The organism is Shewanella psychromarinicola (assembly GCF_003855155.1).
Taxonomy (GTDB): domain Bacteria; phylum Pseudomonadota; class Gammaproteobacteria; order Enterobacterales; family Shewanellaceae; genus Shewanella; species Shewanella psychromarinicola.
This window is the reverse complement of the sequence record NZ_CP034073.1, coordinates 4,550,969-4,571,149: the sequence shown is the minus strand read 5'-3', so window position 1 is coordinate 4,571,149 and position 20,181 is coordinate 4,550,969. Positions and strand designations below refer to the sequence as shown.

The following is a 20,181-nucleotide window of genomic DNA, read 5'->3' as shown; positions in this document are numbered from 1 at the left end:
GAATAATAACTCCCCCTATATGACATCCTCAGCTCTCGATTTGGTTTTTGCTTCTATAGCTGAACCACGTACGGTGATTTCTAATAAACGGTCTGTACCTTTACACCTTTTAGCTAATGGTAATAATTGAGATTTAAAATCATTATTATCAATTAAGTTCTCCATCGCACTTAACGAGATTTCATACTCACCACAGTTTTCATTTGAGCATAAATAATGCCGTTTGTTTTCATGGTCCGTTTTCATGTAATTTGAATCCGAATGACAAAGGTAACAACTGTCAGAAAATTGATTATTATTCACAAATTATCCTTAGGTATAACGTTGTAGTATTTGTGCTGTTTGCAAGGCACAAATCGCTTGTTGGACTTGACCGACGCCTAGTCTAAATTAATGGGTCTGCTTTATGGCTTATGCAATGGGAAACTGGCGTTTTTTGATGCTGGATCTGGGCTACAGAACAGATTTGGATCAATAGATATCGAGTAGTGGGTAGGTTTTTCATTGAAATTCCTTTTCATCATATCTCCCTATCATACATCTTTGAGTCGAGCGGATCCAATGAGGGGTAAATTCTATCGAAGCTTCTTTTGGCTATACGCCACGGCTTAGTTTATCAGATTATTGAACTAAGCCCGATAAAGTCGACCCCTTAAGTTATTGTTAATATCGTCATTAACAAAATATGTTATTGATTTAATTGTATTATTTTTAATGTATTTGCGTTTTATCTGTTGTGGCAAGTCAAAGCTATCTTAAATATTATCAATACATTCACGATTAGTTGGTTTGGATAATCTCGATAAATGGTATTTACCGGTCATTTTATAACATTTCATGACCCCGTATGCTCTAAGACTTTCTGGCTTTATAATAAGATGAGCCGAAGCCGTCTAAATTGCAGTCAAATGCTGGATTAATCCCTATGGCGACCTTTTCGCTATGATTGTGAATATGGCTTTGAAAAATGTAGCCGGGCGACTTATCGTGGCTAATTTTTTTATCAAGAGTAAAGAGGGAACAGGCGCTAGTTTCCTCTTGGTCTGGTGTGGGCGAAGTGCCATGCCGTTAGTGGCCGCAGGCTATAAATCACCGCGCTAGGATGCGGACTTAACCACTAAACACGACACTTGTTTCTGCTTGCCATACTGCATCACCTGCGCCAGCTCAGATTGACTAATCGGTACATAAGCCGCATTAATGGCGTCTTTTTGCGCTTCAACAAACGGGTCATGGATAAACATAAACTGCTCGTTATAGCCGCTCAATACCACCCAGTGGGGGCCTTTTTCACCATTGAATCGATAAGTACTTATCATTAATAACACCCCATAGCCGCTGTCTATCCAGTGGCGAAGTTGTGCCAGTGTCGGCGATGCGTCATGTATTTCAATGTCTTGCTCTGACAATTGCTGACAAAAGTCGTCATGCACAATGGTGATAACGGCTTTTTTATTACTGTCACGAACACTATCAATAAACGGCACCGACGTTGATTGGCTGTACATCTCAATCTGTAATCCGCGTTTAATGGCCGCTAAGGCTAAACCATGAACACTGCAACCGCCATGACCGCTGGTCATAAAAATAGTGGTGGCTTCGCGCCAGATGCTCAGCTCATCAACTCGACTTGGATTATATTGTGGCTTTACGGCACTCATGGCCATCATTAAACAAGCCGCGCCACAAGTAAATGGCGTGGTTTGTACGTACAAAGGAATTTTGATAACTTTGCTTGGCCCTGGTGGGTCTAAGCGTTTGTGCATGCGCACACCATCAGCTAAGTCGTCATAATAATGCACTAAGGTTTTTAGCACCTTATAGCCCATTTTCAGATAAAGATTTTTGGCCGCTATATTGTCGTTTCGCACTTCTAGGCGTAATGTAATGAAGCCTCGCTCGATGACAGTGTGTTCACATTGTGTGACCAGCTCAAAGGCAATGTTGCGGCCTCTAAACTCGGCAGTAACGGCAATAGAATAAAGTCGAGCTAGTCGCGTGCCACGATGAAACAACACGAGTGCATAGCCTGCAAGTGTGCCGTCTATGTCGGCCACTAATAAGCTGTCTAGTGGCGAATTAACAAAGCGTTTCATCTGCCGAGAACTGATTTTATCGCCGCTAAAAGCATTGTGTTCGATATGGTTAAGTTGGGGTAAATCGCTGGGGATAGCTTGACGAAGCAGCATGAGTCGGCTCGAGTTGGCAAACATGATAGTGGGTTAATTTTCGCGCTAAACCGCACAAGAGGCAATAGATATTTATGGCTCAGTTTTTAATTGTCACCGACGATGTTAATGATTGGCGTCCCTATTTACCCAGTGACAATATGGTCACGGTTCATGATTATTTAGAAATGGGGGCATTTTCAGATAAGAGTGCCATGCAAGTGATTAACTTGTGCCGCAGTTATGATTATTTAAGCACGGGCTATTACTGCTCGCTAATGGCTGAAGCTCGCGGTCACAGAGTGATCCCTAGGGTAATGACCATTAATGATTTATCTCAGGACCGTTTTTTTAGTTTACCGCAAGTCGGTTTAGATAAACTGTCAGATACGCTGAACGAAATCACCATGAAGCTGTATTTTGGTTATTGCGATAATCCGTCACTTGATAAGCTTGCCCGTAAAATTTTTGAACGTTTTACCGTTCCCGTATTACAAGTACGTTTATTAAAAATGGCGGGTAAATGGCAAGTGGATGCGATTGAGCCTGCTGCATTTCAAGATTTAACCGAGCCAGAACAAGATTTATTTGCTAAGTACCTCGAAGTGTTTTCACAAAAAGTGTGGCGTTTACCGAAACCGTCAAAGCGCTATCGTTATGAAATTGCCATGTTGGTGGATGAACATGAGAAAATGCCGCCATCAGATAAAGCGGCACTGAAACTCTTTACTAAGTCGGCTAATCGTATTGGTATGGATTTAGTCCAAATTAGTTCTCATGATCTCGCTCGGCTAAGCGAGTTTGATGGCTTATTTATCCGTTCAACCACTAATATCAGTAATTTTACATACCGGTTTGCTAAGGCGGCAGAGCAGCTGGGGCTAGTGGTAATGGACGATCCTGAATCCATTATGAAGTGTACTAATAAGGTGTTTTTAACTGAGCTATTAAACAAACATAAAGTGCCTGTACCCAAAAGTTTAATCTTTAAAGCATCAGATAAAAACTGGGCAGAAAATGTCATTAGCACCATAGGATTGCCTATTGTGCTTAAAGTACCCGATGGCGCATTTTCGCTCGGGGTGGTTAAAGTTAACGACCGTGAAACCTTGCTTGAACAAGCAGCGATAATCTTTGAGCACAGTGCGCTAATTTTAGCGCAAGCGTTTATGCCAACCGATTATGATTGGCGGATTGGGGTGTTAAATCGTCAACCTATTTACGCCTGTCGTTATTTTATGAGCCGCGGTCATTGGCAGATATATCAACATCACCAGAGTGGCCGTGTCAGCAGTGGTGATTTTGACTGTATCGATTTAAAAATGGTGCCGCAAAATATTGTCGATGCCGCAGTCAAAGCGTCTAATTTAATTGGTGCGGGATTGTATGGCGTCGATTTAAAAGAAATTGACGGTAAAGCTTATGTGATTGAAGTGAACGACAATCCCAGTATTGATCATGGGGTAGAGGATTTGTTTTTAGGTGATTTAGTTTACGATCGGGTGATGACGGAATTTTTAAGGCGTATTCAGCTTCGAGGGATGTAATTAAGATAAAGTGATCAACCAAGAAGCCCCTAAAGAAGGGCTTTTTTTTCGGCAATTAGTTGTCAGTATGGCGTGGGGATAAGGTAGCGCTAATTAGCGCTAATTCGGAAGCAGTTTCTGCCAGCGGCTTTTGCGCAATACATTGCTTTATCGGCGCGCTCATATATATTTTCTGCATGTTGCTGCGGTAACGACTCCGCAATGCCTAAACTGCACTGAATGTTATATTCGGTGAGCTCAGAATGTCTCGGCATCATATCAATAATACGTTGGCATACTATTGCCGCCGCATTAACATCCCCTTGGGTAATAATTACAAATTCGTCACCGCCAATTCTAAAGGCTTGGTCAGTATTACGAATGGCTTGATTAATTAACGCAGCAAAACCCACTAATACGTAGTCACCCACTTTATGGCCATATGCATCGTTAAGTTGTTTAAATTTATCTAAATCTAATACAATTAATGACACTTTACCTTGTTGGCGATTAGCTCGTGCTAATGCGATGTCGATAGCTTGGCGATAATAATAACGATTACCTAGGTCTGTTAGTGCGTCAAACATGGCTTGATTAGACATGCTTTGATACTTCAACGCATTATTCAACGGTTGAATTAATATACTCTCTAGTTGTCCCAAGGTTTTCTTTTGCGACGAACTCAGTGGCGCAGACAATTGATACGCTATAGTAAAGGTATCTTGGTTATCGTTGATAGTCCGTTTCAATTCAATACCGTAGTGACGTCCCCAAACAAATTTTTGTTTATCTAGGATCAACTGCAGTCCTTTAACCGGCAAATATTGTCCTAGGATCTTGCCAAAACAGGCAAAAACTGTCCGAGGATCTAAACTTCCATGTAGTTGTTGAATCACTTGAACAAGGTCTAACTCAGGCTCTATATTCAAGTAAGCGTCTGAACGGTACCAGTAATCATCAGGATATAATTCTGTTGCTATTGAAAAATCCATTGTATTTCTTCCAGTACGTTACAACTAATTACCGTATTGTTAGCAATAATCGTGCCTATGAAAATTTTTCTATAGTTATTAGTTGGTTGTTGTTTTATTGTAGGGCTAACAAAATGTTCAACCCCCTTTCGACAGTTTTTTGACGAGGAGCCAAAGCCAGAATGGAACACAGCATTTTTATCCATATTTTGTCGATGCTTGTGATTGCGATTGTGGCGATTGCATTGTTACGTCGACTGGGTTTACCCGCCATTTTAGCTTATTTGCTAACGGGAGTGGTCAGTGGTCCCAGTGGTTTTCATTGGTTTACTCAGTTACAAATGCAGTCCGTAGCAGAGTTAGGCGTGGTGCTACTCATGTTCACTCTTGGACTGGAGTTTTCTGTCCCTAGGTTGTGGGCGATGCGCCGAACGGTTTTTGGTTTGGGTAGTACCCAAATGCTGGTAACGGCTTTTGTTGCGGGCGGTATTGCCATGTTAGTTGGGCAAAACTTAGTGGCAGCGGTAGTCATTGGCTCTGCCATTGCCTTGTCGTCAACGGCCATTGTGTTGAAGTTGCTTAATGAACAAAACTGGTTAAGGCGCAGGCACGGCGAGCTGTCGGTCAGCGTGTTGTTATTTCAAGACTTAGCTGTGGTGCCTCTATTGATTTTAATGCCGTTATTAGCCAATGGCGGTACCGAAATGAGCTTCAATAGTATCGCATGGGGATTGCTCACCGGTATTTTGGCCTTTTTAGGCTTGATGTCATTCGGTAAATGGATATTGCCACGAATTTTTGACGAAGTGGCACGCTCACGTTCAAATGAGTTATTTGTGTTATCAACCTTAGTTGTGGCCTTGGTGACAGGTGCTTTTACGCAATGGCTTGGATTATCGATGGCATTAGGGGCGTTTATTGCAGGTATGTTACTTGGCGAAAGCCAATATCGACGCCAGTTAGAAGCCGACATTAGGCCATTTCGTGATTTATTAATGGGTTTATTTTTTATCTCTATCGGCATGCTGCTGGATTTCAATCTGGTGATGCAATATTGGTGGCAAGTAATATTGATTTTGGTCGGTGTGGTGTTGAGCAAAATATTGATTATCTATGGACTACTAAGGCTAGTGGGTGAAAATGTTAAAATTGCCCTTAGTACCGCCATTAGTTTAGGTCAAGTGGGTGAGTTTAGTTTTGTGTTACTGGCATTGGCGGTAAATTATCAATTGCTCGACACTGAAGTGAGCACTGTGTTAGTGGCCGTGGCGGTGATTTCTATGTCGATGGCACCTTGGCTGATCCGCCATAGCGTTGATATTGCCAAAAAGGTCAGCGGTAATAAGCAGCCATCTAAACAAGATCCGATAGAGATTGTATTGCCTCATTCTGATGAAAGTGATGTGGTACTGATTTTAGGTTATGGCCGCGTAGGACAAACGATTGCCCGCTTTTTGAAAACTGAAGCTGTGCCTTACATGGTGCTTGATTTAGATCCCACCCGGGTCTCTGAAGCCAGAGCGGCAGGTGAAAATATTCATTTTGGTGATGCCTGCAAAATGGCACTATTGAAAAAAATAGGCATACGACAAGCCAGTTTAGTGGTGGTGACATTTTGTGAGCCAAGGCAGTCTGAAGAGTGTTTAGCGGTGGCGCGTAAGCTTGCTCCCGATGTAAAAATATTGGTGCGCACTCGTGATGATGCAAACTTACATGAGCTTAAAGAAGCTGGTGCAACCCAAGTTATCCCAGAGTCACTTGAAGGAAGTTTGATGCTGGTTTCACAGGTGCTGTACAAATGTGGCGTACCATTACCGCGAATAATTAAACGCTTAGAATCTGAGCGTCGTAACCATTATCAATATTTACACGGTTTCTTTTCTGGCACAGAAACCGATTTCACCTTGGATTTACTCCATGCAGTGTCGCTGGCATCTGGAGCCAGTGCGGTCGGTAAAACCGTTGCTGACATTCCATGGCAAGCCTTGGATGTTGAACTTCGTGCCGTGCGGCGTAAAGGGGAGGAGATCGATCCTCCACCACCGGATTGGATAATAAGGCGTAACGATATTTTAATGCTGGTGGGTAAACCACGCAGTATCGAAAAAGCCGAAGAGTATTTGCTACAGGGATAGCTAACCTCATCTTGGGATAATCAGTGGTTATCAAACAATCCTTTGTCCTGCTAGCGGTCCTGCTAGCGGTCCTGCTAACTGTGTTGCATTGACTTGCTTGACTGACAGTAGACCCGCTATTGATGCAGCGACTCACTACCTGAATACGCCTTGTTAGCAAAACAAATAGCAAGTTTGATATTGCAGATTTGAATCAATTTATTGTTGTCGATTTACCCCATCACTTATAGCGAGTTGAGGTTAGTTATTCATTGGTTTTACCTGCAGTACGATAGAGATAAACACTATACTTCAATGTAATGGTGTTTTTTTATCATATTCATCGAGAACATCCGCTGTTCGACACTCAGTGGCGTATGAGTCGTTCACTTTGTTTAAGTGGCTCCAATGTGCTAGTTGCTGCGCCTAGTGATAGCACAAAACACCTGGCATTTGAGCAGACAACATAGTATCTAAAGGTTGATGTACAGCCCAAAAAATTACTTTACTTGGCCAAAATAAACTGGCAGGTAGCACGTCAAGTCAATAAGAGAATACGTTTAGAGCAGGCTAAGGCATTGTTGAGTCGCACTAAAAATGCTAAAAAGTGAGTTCCAGTCAGTCGCAATCTCTCTGTCAACAATGTAGCAAGTTAAGGATAAAGTAGTGAAGGTATTCACCCGATTTTTTTCTATGTTTAAAGGCTGTTTATTATTGTTATTGTTGCTGCTCAGTCATGGCTGTTTAGCCCATCAAATGAGCACCAGTTATTTGTCTGTCGACTTGGATAAGCAAGGGCAAATTAAGGGTGCTTGGCAAGTACGTTTGTTTGACATTAACCAAGTTGTCCCTATTGATGATAATCAAGATGGTGAACTTACTTTGGCAGAGTTACAAGCTCATCAGGTGGCGATAATTGATTATTTACAATCATCTTTAGCGATCAGTCGACAACAAGATTGCCCGCTTAGCTTTGACCCAATGGAACAAATTGTTCAGCACGCTAGCGAAGACTATCTGCTGGGATCATTTCAGGCTGAGTGCGATAGCCTTGGTGTGTTAACCATTAATTATCAAGCTTTTTTTAACATAGATACCGATCATAACGTTATCACCACCATTGGGGCGCCCGATCATCAATACGCTCGAGTGATCAGCAAGGATAACCCGATAATATTGATTAACTTAGGCGAAAGTCAGGCCAGTGATACCTTTGCTGAATATGTTTATCAAGGCGTTATTCATATCTGGAAAGGCACGGATCATGTTTTATTTTTACTGGCGTTATTGTTAACTTGCGTATTGGTCCGTGAACAGCGAGAATGGCATTCTATTGATAATCCAAAGCAAATATTTAAAGACACCGCATGGATTATCACTGCCTTTACCTTAGCCCATTCGGTCACATTGACGGCAACTGCACTGGGTATATTGAATTTTAGTAGCCATTGGGTTGAACTTGGCATTGCATTATCAGTGCTATTTGCGGCACTAAATAATGTTTGGCCAATAGTATTGCGCTTAGGGTGGATAACGTTTGTTTTTGGCTTATTGCACGGCATGGGGTTTGCTGGAGTATTAGGTGAACTTGGGCTGCCTGAAAATCAAAAACTATTGGCTATTTTAGCCTTTAATGTCGGCGTAGAAATAGGTCAGTTGGCCATTTTGGCTTTGGTGCTGCCCTTGTTAATATTTGTTCGCCATTCACTCTGGTATAGAAACTGGGGCATGCAGCTTGGATCGGTTGCGATCGGCATTATGGCCATACAATGGTCCGTTGAACGCTTTTAGGAGGCATGAATTTTTTATAGCCACCTTCAAACGGGAGCTACTATTTTAGCGTGATTGATCCAATGAGATTGTTGAACGTATTACGATGTACAAACAGAGGCGTCATAATGATTGTGATTACTTGGGTTATTTTATCATTGATAATAATGAGTTTTTTTGTATATAAATTGAATGTTATTACCCAAAATATTTGCCAATATATTCAACATCACTATCCTGAAGAGTATGCACATTGTGATCAAATGAGCAGCAAAATGGACCCAGTGCACAAGGACACTCAAATTCAGCTGATGGAGTCTTTTCATTCCGGTAACGTGTTGTTGCTGCAAGATCCCGCTTTGGAGCAGTTAAGACAACAATTATCTCGCTCAAAAATTTTGTTTGTACTCTCGCCTTTTCTATTAATGATAGTGATGACCATAGTCACCTATGGATGACACTCATCTGATAAGGGTAAACTTTTTTCTGTTTAATCTCGTATCAAAAGCACTTTTCAACCTTTGTTGTGCTTTGGCGAAGCCTTAGCTGCGCAATTGCAATAATATAATCAATTTGAGCAAGATTTATGTTCAATAGTTCAGCAAACCCTAGATATTGCGCGCTTTCTCCCATAGAATGACAAGTTAACTTTTTTATCAGCAGCCACGGTTTATTTTGCTGCGGTTTTATTAGGTATATTGATGTCGGCGAAACTGTTTAATCTCCCCATTAAGCTTTCATTAGAGATGATTGCGAAACTGTTTTCGGCCACGCAAATTCAAAAAGCTCAAAACTATTTGATCCAAGGCCGAGTGCTCGAAGTGACTGCTAGCAGTGATAACCATGACATTGAAGCTTATGTTGAAGGATCTGCTGCAGAACCGTATCGGCAAGAAATTACCCTTGTGAATGTTAATCACAAGATTGTGATGCGATCTCATTGTACTTGTCCTGTCAGAACCAACTGTAAACATGTTGCCGCGGCGATGCTGGCACTGGTTGATAAAAAACCGGTTGAAGAGCAACGTATTAACCAATGGCTGCGCCAACTTGACGAGCAAAAAACAGTTGCTGAGTTTGATGATGACGATCAAGAAGACAAAGACCGCATTATCTATGTGCTGTCCAGTGATCCTCACGGTATTTTTGTTGAATTTAAACGCAGTAAATTAAATAAAAAAGGTCAATATAATAAAGGCGGTAAGCTGGCTCTGACCGATATCCGTTATAGTATTCCGTGGTGGATTGATCCTGAAGATAAACAAATTATTAGCTTGTTGTTGTCGTCAAATAACCATGGTTCTAAAATTTACATCGAAGGCGAAATTTCATTTTTAGCGGTCACGAAAATGCTCGCTGCCGAAGTGTGTTTTTGGGAAGAAAATCGTACTCCATTGACGTGGGCTAAATCCATTACGCCAGAGTTTATTTGGTGCGAACTTGATAAAAAACACACCCAAATGCAAATGCGCATGCCTGGGTTGGATAACTGGGAATTTATTGCTACCGAGCCACCATTGTATGTTGAATTAGACTATCTGCGCTTAGGCAAAATAGACACTGATTTACCGATTAAAAAGTTGAGTTTGCTGCAACATATGCCGCCAGTTCCTCTTGCTCAAGTGGATGCCATTAGCCATAAAATGCTACAGCACTTTTCACCTAAAACGGTACCAGTGCCAAGTGAAATTGATTTTTGTGAGATTACTGAACCTCTGAATACTCGCTTAACCTTTACTCGTGAGTTTTTTAGCAGTAGTCAGATTATGCAACCGGTTATTCGGGTTGATCATTGTTACGGTGACATAATCTTTAATGCCTCAACTAAACCTGAACGTATTAGTCTAGTTAAAAAAAATCAGGTGCAATATCAAGTGCATCGGCATGTAGATCAAGAGTTAACCGCGCTGCAGTCATTAACTGATATCGGCTTGATTACCCTTGAACCTGATCCTGTGCTGGCCAGTTCACAGCAACCCTATTATGTCAGTGTTGGCTTACTACCTGAGTCAATCTTCGAATGGTCTGAGTTAACCAGTGATGGTTTTGATGCATTAAGTGCATTAGGCATGGAGATTCAGTTTGATGATGACTTTGACTTACAAATCACCGATGCGCAGTTAGATGTCGACTTAGTCGACGATGATGAGTCAGGGTGGTTTTCATTATCACTCAGCGCCGATATCGATGGTCAAAGTGTGCCGTTATTGGCCTTAGTGGCTCGTTGGTTGCAACAAAATGGTGAGCCAGCCGATGATGATGAATTAATTTTACCCGGCCCGAATGGCGGATTTATTAAAATTAAAGCCAAAACCATTAAGCCACTGATCAGCATTATCCAAGAACTATTTCATCGTAATTCTGGCGATGTTATCGCGATACCACGTAACCGTGCCCATATTTTGAATGATTTATCGGCCAGCGATGTACGGTTACTTAATGGCGAGCGAGTGCGCAATTTAGCCACTAAACTGGCAGAGTTTAAAGGGGTGATCCCGATTGCGTTACCCGATGGCTTAAATGCGACGTTACGTGATTATCAAAAGCAGGGTTATGATTGGTTGTGTTTTCTTAAAGAATATCAATTAGGTGGTATTTTGGCCGATGACATGGGCTTAGGCAAAACGGTTCAAGCTTTGGCTTTTTTACTTAAAGCTAAGCAAGAGGCCACCGAGCATCGCACCAGTTTAATTGTTTGTCCCACTAGCTTAGTCGGCAACTGGTTAAAAGAAGCCAATAAATTTGCTCCGTCGTTGAATGTGGTGGTGATCCACGGTAACAAACGCCAGCCATTATTAGATCACATTAGCGAGTTTGATGTGGTGGTAACTACGTATCCATTAATGCTGCGTGATGAATCCATTTACAGTGAATATGTGTTCGACCATATTATTTTGGACGAAGCACAACAGATTAAAAATGCTCAAGCCAAAGTCAGCCAAGTCATTAAAACCCTTAGAGGCCGCTTCCGTTTATGTTTGTCAGGCACGCCGCTTGAAAACCATTTAGGCGAATTGAAGTCATTGATGGATTTTTGTCTGCCAGGCTTATTAGGGCAGCACACCTACTTTAATAAACAGTTCCGTGGCCCGATTGAAAAGCAAGCCGATGTTGAGAAATCAGTGCTTCTGAGTAAACGTATTGCGCCGTTTATGCTGCGCCGTACAAAAAAAGAAGTGGTATCAGAATTACCCGAAAAAACCGTGATAATTCAAACCTTGGAACTGGAAAAAGACCAACGTAATTTGTACGAGTCTATCCGCTTAGTGATGGAGAAAAAGCTGCGTGAGTTGTTTGCCAAAAAAGGCGTATCAAGCAGTCATATTGAGTTTTTAGATGCTTTGCTGAAGTTACGTCAGGCCTGCTGCGATCCCCGTTTAGTTAAACTTGAACAAGCGCAACAAGTCAAAGATAACGCTAAAATGACGTGGTTAATACAAACCCTACCAGAAATGATTGAAGAGGGTCGTAAAATTCTTATCTTCAGTCAATTTACCGGCATGTTAGCGCTCATTGAAGATGAGTTAAAACGATTGTCCATTAGTTATAGCAAATTGACCGGCCAAACTCGTGATCGCCAAACCCAAATTGATGCGTTTCAAGAGGGTGATAACACGGTGTTTTTAATCAGTTTAAAAGCCGGCGGAACCGGGTTGAATTTAACCGCTGCCGATACCGTGATCCACTTCGATCCTTGGTGGAACCCCGCTGCTGAAAGACAAGCCACCGATCGCGCTCATCGTATTGGTCAGGTAAATCCGGTGTTTGTTTATAAACTGATTGCCCAAGGCACAGTGGAAGAAAAAATCCAGGAAATGCAGCAGCACAAACAAGGTTTAGCTGACAGTATTTTATCCGATGGCACTCAAGGTCCATGGCAAGGTAATGCCGACGATTTAATGGCTCTATTAAGCTAGTTTGCTGCTATTGAGTCTATGCTAATTGTATAAGTTTAAGGCTTGATGAGGTAACGCTATTGCCGCCAGTATACTTTAAGCGAGGCTCATCAGCGCCAAGACAACGGCGCTCAAATCACACAACACCTGCTCAGCATATGACGTATTTTGAGCAAGTGTTTGCCGAGCTTCGGCGTCACCCTGAAAAGATAGCCATTGTTAGGTACAATATTGCTCAGTTTCAAGCACAGCCATATCTGAAAAAAGGTCTGCACACGGCAATTGATCGTTTATTGTTGGTGTTTGAAGACGATAACGACATCGAACTCTTGTATCGCCAAGTGATGAGTGATGATAATATTGCGCTGCGAGTAAGACGCTACCCGCTGATTTTTAAGGGGATTATTAAAATTAATGCCGACAGTGTCGCCGACAGTGTCGCCGGCAGTAATGTCGATGCTGATCTCATTAAAGATTAATCGTCTTTCGCGTTAACTCAAGGCTAATTCGGTCACCATCACCCGCGCGGCAAATTCACCGGGTCCGGCCAAAATAGCGCGACCAACGGCAACAAGATCAACTTGTTTTGTGGCGAGTATGGTCTCAATATAATCAACCGTTTCAATACCGCCTACGCCAATGACGGCAGCTGAGGTTTTGCCTTTAAGCGGCGCGGCATCGTCAACTAAAAAACCTTCGCCACGTTTATCTTTAGGCCGATTCCAACCACCAATTCCCGATGATACATTCAAAATTTCAACCCCAGCACCCACTAACCACTGAGCGACTTGACCCATATCCGTATGGGATAATCCACCTGGATAGCCATCTTGACCAGGGATCCGCGTCATCACAGCCAATCTTGGCGTGGCTTGTTTTATTGCGCGGACAATTTCTAGCAAAATTCGAGTTCGGTTTTCAAGGCTACCACCATATTGATCATCACGTTGATTGGTCAATGGCGATAACCACTGATTAATGCCGTAGCCATGGGCACAATGAATTTCGACTAAATCAAAACCCGCTTTATCGGCACGAATAGCGGCACTCACAAAGTCTTGCTGCCATTGTGCTATGTCATCGAGTGTCATTGCTCTTGGTGTCGGCAATACGCGGTCATAGGCTGGCACTGTAATGCCTGAAGGGCCCATCACATCTGAGCTAATTCCTGCACTGTCTTTACCGCCACAATGGGTAATTTGTAGACCTGTTGTCGCGCCTGCATGGTGTAACGCGCTAGCGATGATGCTAAGTCCCGCAATGCAGGCATCATCATGAGCGCCTAATTGATTCGATTCACTGCGACCAGCAAGATTGACGTGGCTGTATTCAACCATCACCAGCCCAGCACCCGATTGGGCTAGGTTTTGATAATGAGTTAGGGTTTGCTCGGTGGCCAAGCCATTATTGTCTGCGGTTTGCGATGCCATTGGTGGCACCACAACACGGTTTTTTAAGGTTAATCCATTGATTAACGTCAATGGGGCAAAGCGTAGCGCGGTCATTGCAACATCCTATATATTTATGGCTATCAATATGCCAGCAATCAACATAATACTGCCTGCAGTACGATTCATTATCGTTGCCGCCTTAGGGGAGGTAAATACCTGTTTTGCACTTGATGCCAAATAAGCATAAGTGAGATTAACTGAACCAAAAGAGAGGGCTGCAATGGTTAGTATGATAATGACATCGGTAAAGTCTACTTGGTTCATCGGCACAAAAGCAGGGAAAAAACTGACATAAAATATCAATGCTTTAGGGTTGCCTAAGGCGATTATAATACTGGTTAATAAATTTTTGGCCAGATTGACTTTCGGCGCGGCGGCTAATTGCACGCCGTTTGCTGTAGTGCGCAACATGCTGACCCCAAGCCAGCATAAATACAGCGCACTGGCGTATTTTATCAGCTCGAACGCTGGCCCCATAGCGTGAGCAATCGCCGATAAACCAAACAGTGCTAACAGGATATACAGAAAATCTCCGAGCAGCACCCCAAAGGTCATCGCAGCCCCATGTGTAAACCCATTTGAGAATGAGCGCGACACCACCGCAAAAACCGCCGGACCGGGGACCATCGCTAAAATGAGCATGGTGAAAAATAGCCCGATAACTTGCTGGAATATCATTAACTCACTTCAACTTGGGTTAAGGGATGGGATTATATCCTAAATTGTTGCTTTTAAGGTACTAAAGCTAAGGTCACAATGGAACCTTGTGCTGACGGTATACATCTAACGTTAAGATATAGGCTAAAAGCGAAGCAAAAGGCCTAGATGCTAGGACGCTGCGCGGCTAGAGGCTATAAAATCTTAGCAGCGAAGCTGTCACTAGAACCTAGCAAACCGAAGGTCGCTCTAGCCGCTATAGGCGCTCTATTCCTAGGGATCTATCCTGTCGACATGCTCAATACTGCCTTTCGAGGTCGTTTGGGTATCGTTATCGTTATCGTTTTTGCATGAGTGTGTTACATTTCTGGCTTAGATCATTGTGTGGATTAAGTATTGTTGTGAATATCATTTTGTTGACCCATCCTCGAGAAGTGTTGCGAGCCAATAATACTGGGCAGTTGGTAACAAAAGTGCTGGGCGAACGTGTTCGTGTGGTTGAGTGGCATCGTAAACAGCCAGATGCTGCATTATTGAGTGCGATAGAAGCCGGTAAAGTGGGCTTAGTGTTTCCAAGTGCTGACACATTGGCTAATGTTGAGGTACCTTCGCGGGTAGATCAGCCGTTACATCAACCGTCATATGAGTATTTAGTCATCATTGATGCAACATGGCAAGAAGCGCGCAAGATGTTTAATCAAAGCCCTTATTTAAAAGCACTCGCTAAAGTGTCCTTGGTGGGCACGTCCAAGTCGATATATCCGTTAAGACGCAATCAAATTGAAGGCGGATTATGTACTGCTGAATGTGTCATACATATACTGACTGAGTCGAAAAACCTAACTGAAGCACATCAGCTTAGTCAGTTATTGATGACATTTATTGGCGCTAATCCCTAATGGCACGAGCAACCCCTAAATCAATGGCAAATAAAATTCAGTGGTAAATCTTCGCAATATTGAGTGCCGTTTAACTTCTACATAATAAAAACGCTCACTAACAATAAAAACGGCGCTGGGTATATTTAGTCCTGTTGGCGCTAACGGTTAACTCGCATTAATCGCCTTTGCCCAGAGTTAGCCATTATCGCCTTCGCAAATGCAACTCAGAGTCAAAAATCAACTTGAGTCGATCCCGCCGCTCAGCCAACAATGTAACCGCGCCGTTTGCCACTTTATGTTCCAGCGTCCAAAATCCGGCTTTCAATATTTAGCTTTCAACATCCAGCTTTCAACATCCAGCTTTCAACGTCCAAAATGGTGATGGCGATTTATATCACGCTCATTTAAATGAAATTATTTTGCGAGATGATGCGTTAACCGCTCCACAAAACACCATAAAATGAGTCACAGCAAGTCAATACTACGCCGCCAGCGGGATAAAGAACTGTTTGATAACAGGACATTATTCCAAATATTATTCTGCGCTGAGGTTATGCAAACTGAATAAAAATATTGGCGGTGAGTCGCCCTGAACTGGGGTTAGCATCTATGTCGGTGAGTGGATTAACCAAGGTTGAATGAAGCAAATTGCCGGGGTAAATAACTAAGCGATTAGGGCGATATTCTATTTGATGATACAAGCGGTAATGCTCATCGCTGGCAACAAAGTAACTGGGTGTTGTTTGTGTTTTAGCATCTAGAAAAGGTTGCGCTTTGGTAAAATAATGGTCGATGTTTTCCGCGGTGATCCGCTCATAATCGGTCAAATTATGCTTAAAAAACCCCGTGTCGCCATGTGGGCCATCATTAAGATAATGTAAAATGGCGAAGTAATGCGGGCTTGGGGTGTCAAAATGGGGCAAGCATTGCAGCGGTGCTAGGGTTTGTGGCTGTGTATCGATGAGTGAATAGACGCACTGTTGCGGCTTTAAACGTAACTGAGTTGGAATGTGATAAACATCATAAATCAACTGAAACACCGCATTGATAACGTCGATGACATATTGCCTTGGCAACGATGTGCGTTGCCCTGGATAATACGAGCCTTGATCTTGATTAAATTGGCTATCGTTGATAGCAATATCAACCAGCTTGGAGATGTCTCCTGCAAAGTTATCAATCACTATCACCGGCGTTTGTTGTTGGCCAATAAAATGCACTTGTGGTGCAATATTATTGACCTCAACGATCGGCTTTGAGGCTTCAGATGCTGACATCCGCTCTAGCCTTGCATCGCCGTCGATTTACAGTAATGCTGCACAAAGTCATGATGGGCAGGTAAGGTATCGACTTTACGTTTCACCGTGGCTTTGATGCTGTTTAAAAAGCTAGCCAATTCCGCGTCTTCCATCATGTCGACAATCGGATGATATTCTTTAGGCTGTAAACCTTGGCCCATCATCACTTGGATCCACGAGCTCTCACCAAAGAGTTCGTTACCGTATTTGTAGACTTTACCAGACTGGCTAAACATGTCGATACGATGTTGTAATGAGGCTGGGATCGGCATGTTTTTGCAATAACGCCAAAAACGGCTGTCTTCACGGTCGGTCACTTTATAGTGCAGAATAATAAAGTCGCGAATGTTGTCGATTTCAATCTTGGTTTGTTGGTTAAATTCATCTACGTCAGCTTGAATAACCCCATGAGACGGAAACAGCTGCAATAAGCGCACTATGCTGCGTTGGATCATATGAATGCTGGTGGATTCTAACGGCTCTAAAAATCCGGCTGATAAGCCAACTGCAATACAGTTTTTATTCCAATGCTGACGACGAGTGCCGGTTTTGAATTTAATCACCCGAGGTTGATTGATAGGCTTACCTTCAATATTGTTGAGTAACAATTCGGTGGCATCGGCGTCAGAGATATATTTGCTGCAAAATACTAAGCCATTACCGGTACGAGTTTGCAACGGAATGCGCCACTGCCAGCCAGACTCTCGGGCAATGGAACGTGTGTAAGGGATCGGTTTTTGCACCGCCTCTGTTTGGACTGCAATCGCACTGTCGCACGGGAGCCAATGGCTCCAATCTTCAAAGCCAGTATTTAAGGTTTGCTCGATTAATAAGGCTTTAAAACCGGTGCAATCGATAAATAAATCACCTTCGATGAGCTCGCCATTTTCAAGTTGTAATGCGCGAATATTACCGCTGTCTTCATGCTGCAACACATCGGCAATTTTGCCTTCAATACGGGTCATGCCATGATGCTCTGCAAATTTTCGCAGAAACTTAGCGTAAAGGCTCGCATCCATATGGTAGGCATGGTTGTAATCTTGGTTTGGTAGCACCGCAAAACGGCCCTCACGAGCGGCTAAATGTTCAGTGCAATAGTCACCAATCTCGCTGACGATGTTTTTTTGTTGACCTTTAAGCCAAAAGTGTTGAAAACCACAGGCCCAGCAGTCTTTGCCTAAAAAACCAAATGAGTGCAAATAGTCTTTATTGACGTCATGCCAGTTTTCAAATTGAATCCCGAGTTTAAAGGTGGCGTTGGTGGCGGCCATCACATCTTGCTCTTTTAATCCCAGTAAGCGATGAAACACGTGCAGAGTGGGAATGGTGGCTTCGCCCACACCGACAGTGCCAATTTCATCGGATTCGACTAAGACAATATCAAGGTTTTTGCCCAATAGTTTGCTAAAGGCGGCCGCGGCCATCCAACCTGCTGTACCACCACCGGCTATGACCACTTTTTTAACTGATTTATTCATCTTGGGCATCCTGTTTAATGTCTTAGTCTCTTGCATTTAGCATTATCGTTTTAATTTGTTAATTAAGTCTGCGCGTAATTTACGGGCGTTTAGTTCATCTAATGGCTTGGTTAACATGCCTTTAGCATTGTCTGGAATGTGGCTGTCATCAACATCGTCATGATCGAAAATGTAATGCTCAAACAGTGCTTTCCATGCTTGGCGTTGTGCTTTCGGTAATGAGCGCAGGCTTAACATGCTGTGGAGCAGGGCATTGTTCGGTCGCCCTAAATGGCCCGGTGTGTCGCGCCACCAATGGGTAATGAGTACGTTAAAGTCTTCAACGCCACGGACATGGTGCCACCACATACTGGGGATAAACAGCACATCACCAGGACTCAGTTCAGCGGTAAAGGATGCCGCAAGTGCCTGCTTAAATTTTGGGAAACGCGCAAAGTCAGGGGCGGCAAAATCGACCATGCTGATGTCTTGTCCGCCAGGGGCGAACTCCATTGGCCCAACATATAAATTACTGATTTGCTCGGGCGGAAATAAGGTAAAGGTGCGTTTTCCGACAGCGTTACAAGCCAGGTTGAGGGGGAAGTCAAAATGCGCGGCAACTTTGGTTTGGTTGCCAAGCCAAATACTGGTTAATGCTTGTGTGGGCGATAAATCTAAACTGTTTTGTTCACCAAGCCCAGGCAAACATTGGTGAATGTCAGTTGAGCCCATGTAAATTCCAGCAGGTGCTTTACTCGCATTCTCTTGTTGTATGCGACTTAATAATTGGTTGAAATCAAGGCGGCCCGCTTGGTAATTAAAGCCATTAACTTGCTGATTATAAAACACTCGCCCATGTTGATCTTGGGGTAAATAATACGCGGTAACGGCTGATCCCTGATAAAATTGACGCAGATAATCCATCGCTTTATCAGCAGACTCAAGACCTGCTTGCACTAAAGGCCAGTGACGGCATAAGCCTTTAAACACCATAGGTGTATCTGCATGTTCAATATGAGCCAGTACGTTATCTAAGGTCCAATCGCTAACGCTGTCGACAGTTTGTATCGAGTCAGTTTGTTTAAGATCCGGTAGCGCTGGCTCAGATCGAGTTGGATCAGCGTTGGGCATCACCATAATCAATTAACCTTGGGCGTTTTTAAGGTTAAGAAGCTCGCGAACTTTACTGTGTGAAGCTAATGTCATGTAAATGGCTTGCAAGTAACCTTGCTGGTGTAATGTGCCCAGTGTTTCAGCTGATAATCCGGCTAGGGTATTTTCATTAATGGTATAAAAGCCAATCATTTGATGTTTTTGGCCATTATCTAATTCGATGTCTAAGGTGAAAGATTCGAGCAACTCATGTTGAATTAAGATATCGATAAAGCGATTACTGTCGATGATCCCGTGGTGAATAGCTTCAAGCATTTCACCCATTTCATCTAATAGTGGTGTGTTACCGCCATAGGGTAAAAACAACGCTTCACCTTCGGTTCGGCCAACTCTTGGGTGCTCTACATCGAGGTGAATAACGCGTTGCTGACGTTCAATGCCATCTTCTTGTACGGTTTGTTGGCCAATCAAAAACGGCTGGCGGCGAACGCTAAGGGGGATATACGATGCATTCCAACCAGCGTCAGATAAAAACAGATTCTCATCCTGCTGAAAACCAAACAATGCCACAGAGTAAAACTGGCCAGTTGCCGCGTCCTTATGGAAAAAAATAGGATAATGAGCTTGAACGCTGCGAAATTCTTGTGGAAAGGTCACGCTGTACCAAAGGTTGTCGCCTAATGCGGCAGAGCGGTTGGTGATAACCTTTAGATCTTTATGATCGATACTGTTAAGTAATACATGTTGGCTCATATTGATGTCCTATCTTATTCGTTCAAATACATTGTGTTGTTATGATTATTGTAGGTGATCTATAGTTCTAGTGGTTTTCAATGCTAACCGCTTTAATACTAGCAGCCCAGCTTGCTCAGCTAAAGT

At 43.0% G+C, this 20,181-nt stretch carries 16 protein-coding genes; 7 read left to right on the top strand and 9 right to left on the bottom strand.

All coding sequences use genetic code 11. The features are described 5' to 3' along the window. Nucleotides 1-15 precede the first annotated feature (15 nt). Nucleotides 16-303 carry a hypothetical protein gene (locus EGC80_RS19870; RefSeq protein ID WP_101032264.1) on the bottom strand — a complete coding sequence of 96 codons (288 nt, stop codon included), beginning with the start codon at nucleotides 301-303 and terminating at the stop codon, nucleotides 16-18. A 794-nt stretch (nucleotides 304-1,097) separates the two neighbouring features. Further along, the gene (locus EGC80_RS19865; RefSeq protein WP_124011877.1) at nucleotides 1,098-2,189 is read right to left on the bottom strand and encodes a GNAT family N-acetyltransferase/peptidase C39 family protein; all 1,092 of its coding nucleotides are present in this window, start codon (nucleotides 2,187-2,189) and stop codon (nucleotides 1,098-1,100) included. Between the two features lie 74 nt (nucleotides 2,190-2,263). Between EGC80_RS19865 and EGC80_RS19860 the strand changes: the two genes are divergently transcribed. Beyond that, nucleotides 2,264-3,715 carry a RimK family protein gene (locus tag EGC80_RS19860; RefSeq protein WP_124011876.1) on the top strand — a complete coding sequence of 484 codons (1,452 nt, stop codon included), beginning with the start codon at nucleotides 2,264-2,266 and terminating at the stop codon, nucleotides 3,713-3,715. Nucleotides 3,716-3,804: 89 nt separating this feature from the next. On the opposite strand, the gene dgcS is transcribed toward EGC80_RS19860, so the two are convergent. Beyond that, the gene (dgcS, locus tag EGC80_RS19855; protein ID WP_124011875.1) at nucleotides 3,805-4,686 is read right to left on the bottom strand and encodes a diguanylate cyclase DgcS; all 882 of its coding nucleotides are present in this window, start codon (nucleotides 4,684-4,686) and stop codon (nucleotides 3,805-3,807) included. Nucleotides 4,687-4,847: 161 nt separating this feature from the next. Between dgcS and EGC80_RS19850 the strand changes: the two genes are divergently transcribed. The 5 genes from EGC80_RS19850 (at nucleotide 4,848) to EGC80_RS19830 (ending at nucleotide 12,924) form a co-directional block, all read left to right on the top strand. Continuing rightward, nucleotides 4,848-6,800: a monovalent cation:proton antiporter family protein gene (locus EGC80_RS19850; RefSeq protein WP_124011874.1), complete on the top strand. Its 1,953-nt coding sequence runs from the start codon at nucleotides 4,848-4,850 to the stop codon at nucleotides 6,798-6,800. Nucleotides 6,801-7,445: 645 nt separating this feature from the next. Beyond that, nucleotides 7,446-8,570 carry a HupE/UreJ family protein gene (locus tag EGC80_RS19845; RefSeq protein ID WP_124011873.1) on the top strand — a complete coding sequence of 375 codons (1,125 nt, stop codon included), beginning with the start codon at nucleotides 7,446-7,448 and terminating at the stop codon, nucleotides 8,568-8,570. Between the two features lie 146 nt (nucleotides 8,571-8,716). Further along, a complete protein-coding gene (locus EGC80_RS19840; RefSeq protein ID WP_124011872.1) occupies nucleotides 8,717-9,007 on the top strand; it encodes a hypothetical protein in 291 nt (96 codons plus the stop codon). 243 nt (nucleotides 9,008-9,250) lie between these two features. After that, the gene (locus tag EGC80_RS19835) at nucleotides 9,251-12,466 is read left to right on the top strand and encodes a DEAD/DEAH box helicase (RefSeq protein ID WP_124011871.1); all 3,216 of its coding nucleotides are present in this window, start codon (nucleotides 9,251-9,253) and stop codon (nucleotides 12,464-12,466) included. 59 nt (nucleotides 12,467-12,525) lie between these two features. Then, nucleotides 12,526-12,924, top strand: a complete 399-nt coding sequence (locus tag EGC80_RS19830; protein WP_124011870.1) for a hypothetical protein — start codon at nucleotides 12,526-12,528, stop codon at nucleotides 12,922-12,924. 12 nt (nucleotides 12,925-12,936) lie between these two features. Here EGC80_RS19830 and EGC80_RS19825 read toward each other — a convergent pair whose 3' ends face one another. Continuing rightward, nucleotides 12,937-13,950, bottom strand: coding sequence for an oxidoreductase (locus EGC80_RS19825; protein ID WP_124011869.1), 1,014 nt, complete (start codon nucleotides 13,948-13,950; stop codon nucleotides 12,937-12,939). Nucleotides 13,951-13,959: 9 nt separating this feature from the next. After that, nucleotides 13,960-14,574 carry a LysE family translocator gene (locus EGC80_RS19820; protein ID WP_124011868.1) on the bottom strand — a complete coding sequence of 205 codons (615 nt, stop codon included), beginning with the start codon at nucleotides 14,572-14,574 and terminating at the stop codon, nucleotides 13,960-13,962. Between the two features lie 380 nt (nucleotides 14,575-14,954). Between EGC80_RS19820 and EGC80_RS19815 the strand changes: the two genes are divergently transcribed. Continuing rightward, nucleotides 14,955-15,452 (top strand): tRNA-uridine aminocarboxypropyltransferase, encoded by a 498-nt coding sequence (locus EGC80_RS19815; RefSeq protein ID WP_164839504.1) that lies wholly within the window; start codon nucleotides 14,955-14,957, stop codon nucleotides 15,450-15,452. Between the two features lie 533 nt (nucleotides 15,453-15,985). Here the strand turns inward: EGC80_RS19815 and EGC80_RS19810 are convergent. Genes EGC80_RS19810 through EGC80_RS19795 form a run of 4 tightly spaced genes read right to left on the bottom strand, consistent with a single transcriptional unit; the run spans nucleotide 15,986 to nucleotide 20,055 of the window. Continuing rightward, nucleotides 15,986-16,711: a DUF6445 family protein gene (locus tag EGC80_RS19810; protein WP_124011866.1), complete on the bottom strand. Its 726-nt coding sequence runs from the start codon at nucleotides 16,709-16,711 to the stop codon at nucleotides 15,986-15,988. A 5-nt stretch (nucleotides 16,712-16,716) separates the two neighbouring features. After that, nucleotides 16,717-18,210, bottom strand: coding sequence for a tryptophan halogenase family protein (locus EGC80_RS19805; RefSeq protein WP_124011865.1), 1,494 nt, complete (start codon nucleotides 18,208-18,210; stop codon nucleotides 16,717-16,719). A 42-nt stretch (nucleotides 18,211-18,252) separates the two neighbouring features. Further along, a complete protein-coding gene (locus EGC80_RS19800) occupies nucleotides 18,253-19,326 on the bottom strand; it encodes a cupin-like domain-containing protein (RefSeq protein ID WP_233768551.1) in 1,074 nt (357 codons plus the stop codon). Between the two features lie 6 nt (nucleotides 19,327-19,332). After that, the gene (locus EGC80_RS19795) at nucleotides 19,333-20,055 is read right to left on the bottom strand and encodes a SapC family protein (protein ID WP_124011864.1); all 723 of its coding nucleotides are present in this window, start codon (nucleotides 20,053-20,055) and stop codon (nucleotides 19,333-19,335) included. Between the last annotated feature and the right edge of the window lie 126 nt (nucleotides 20,056-20,181).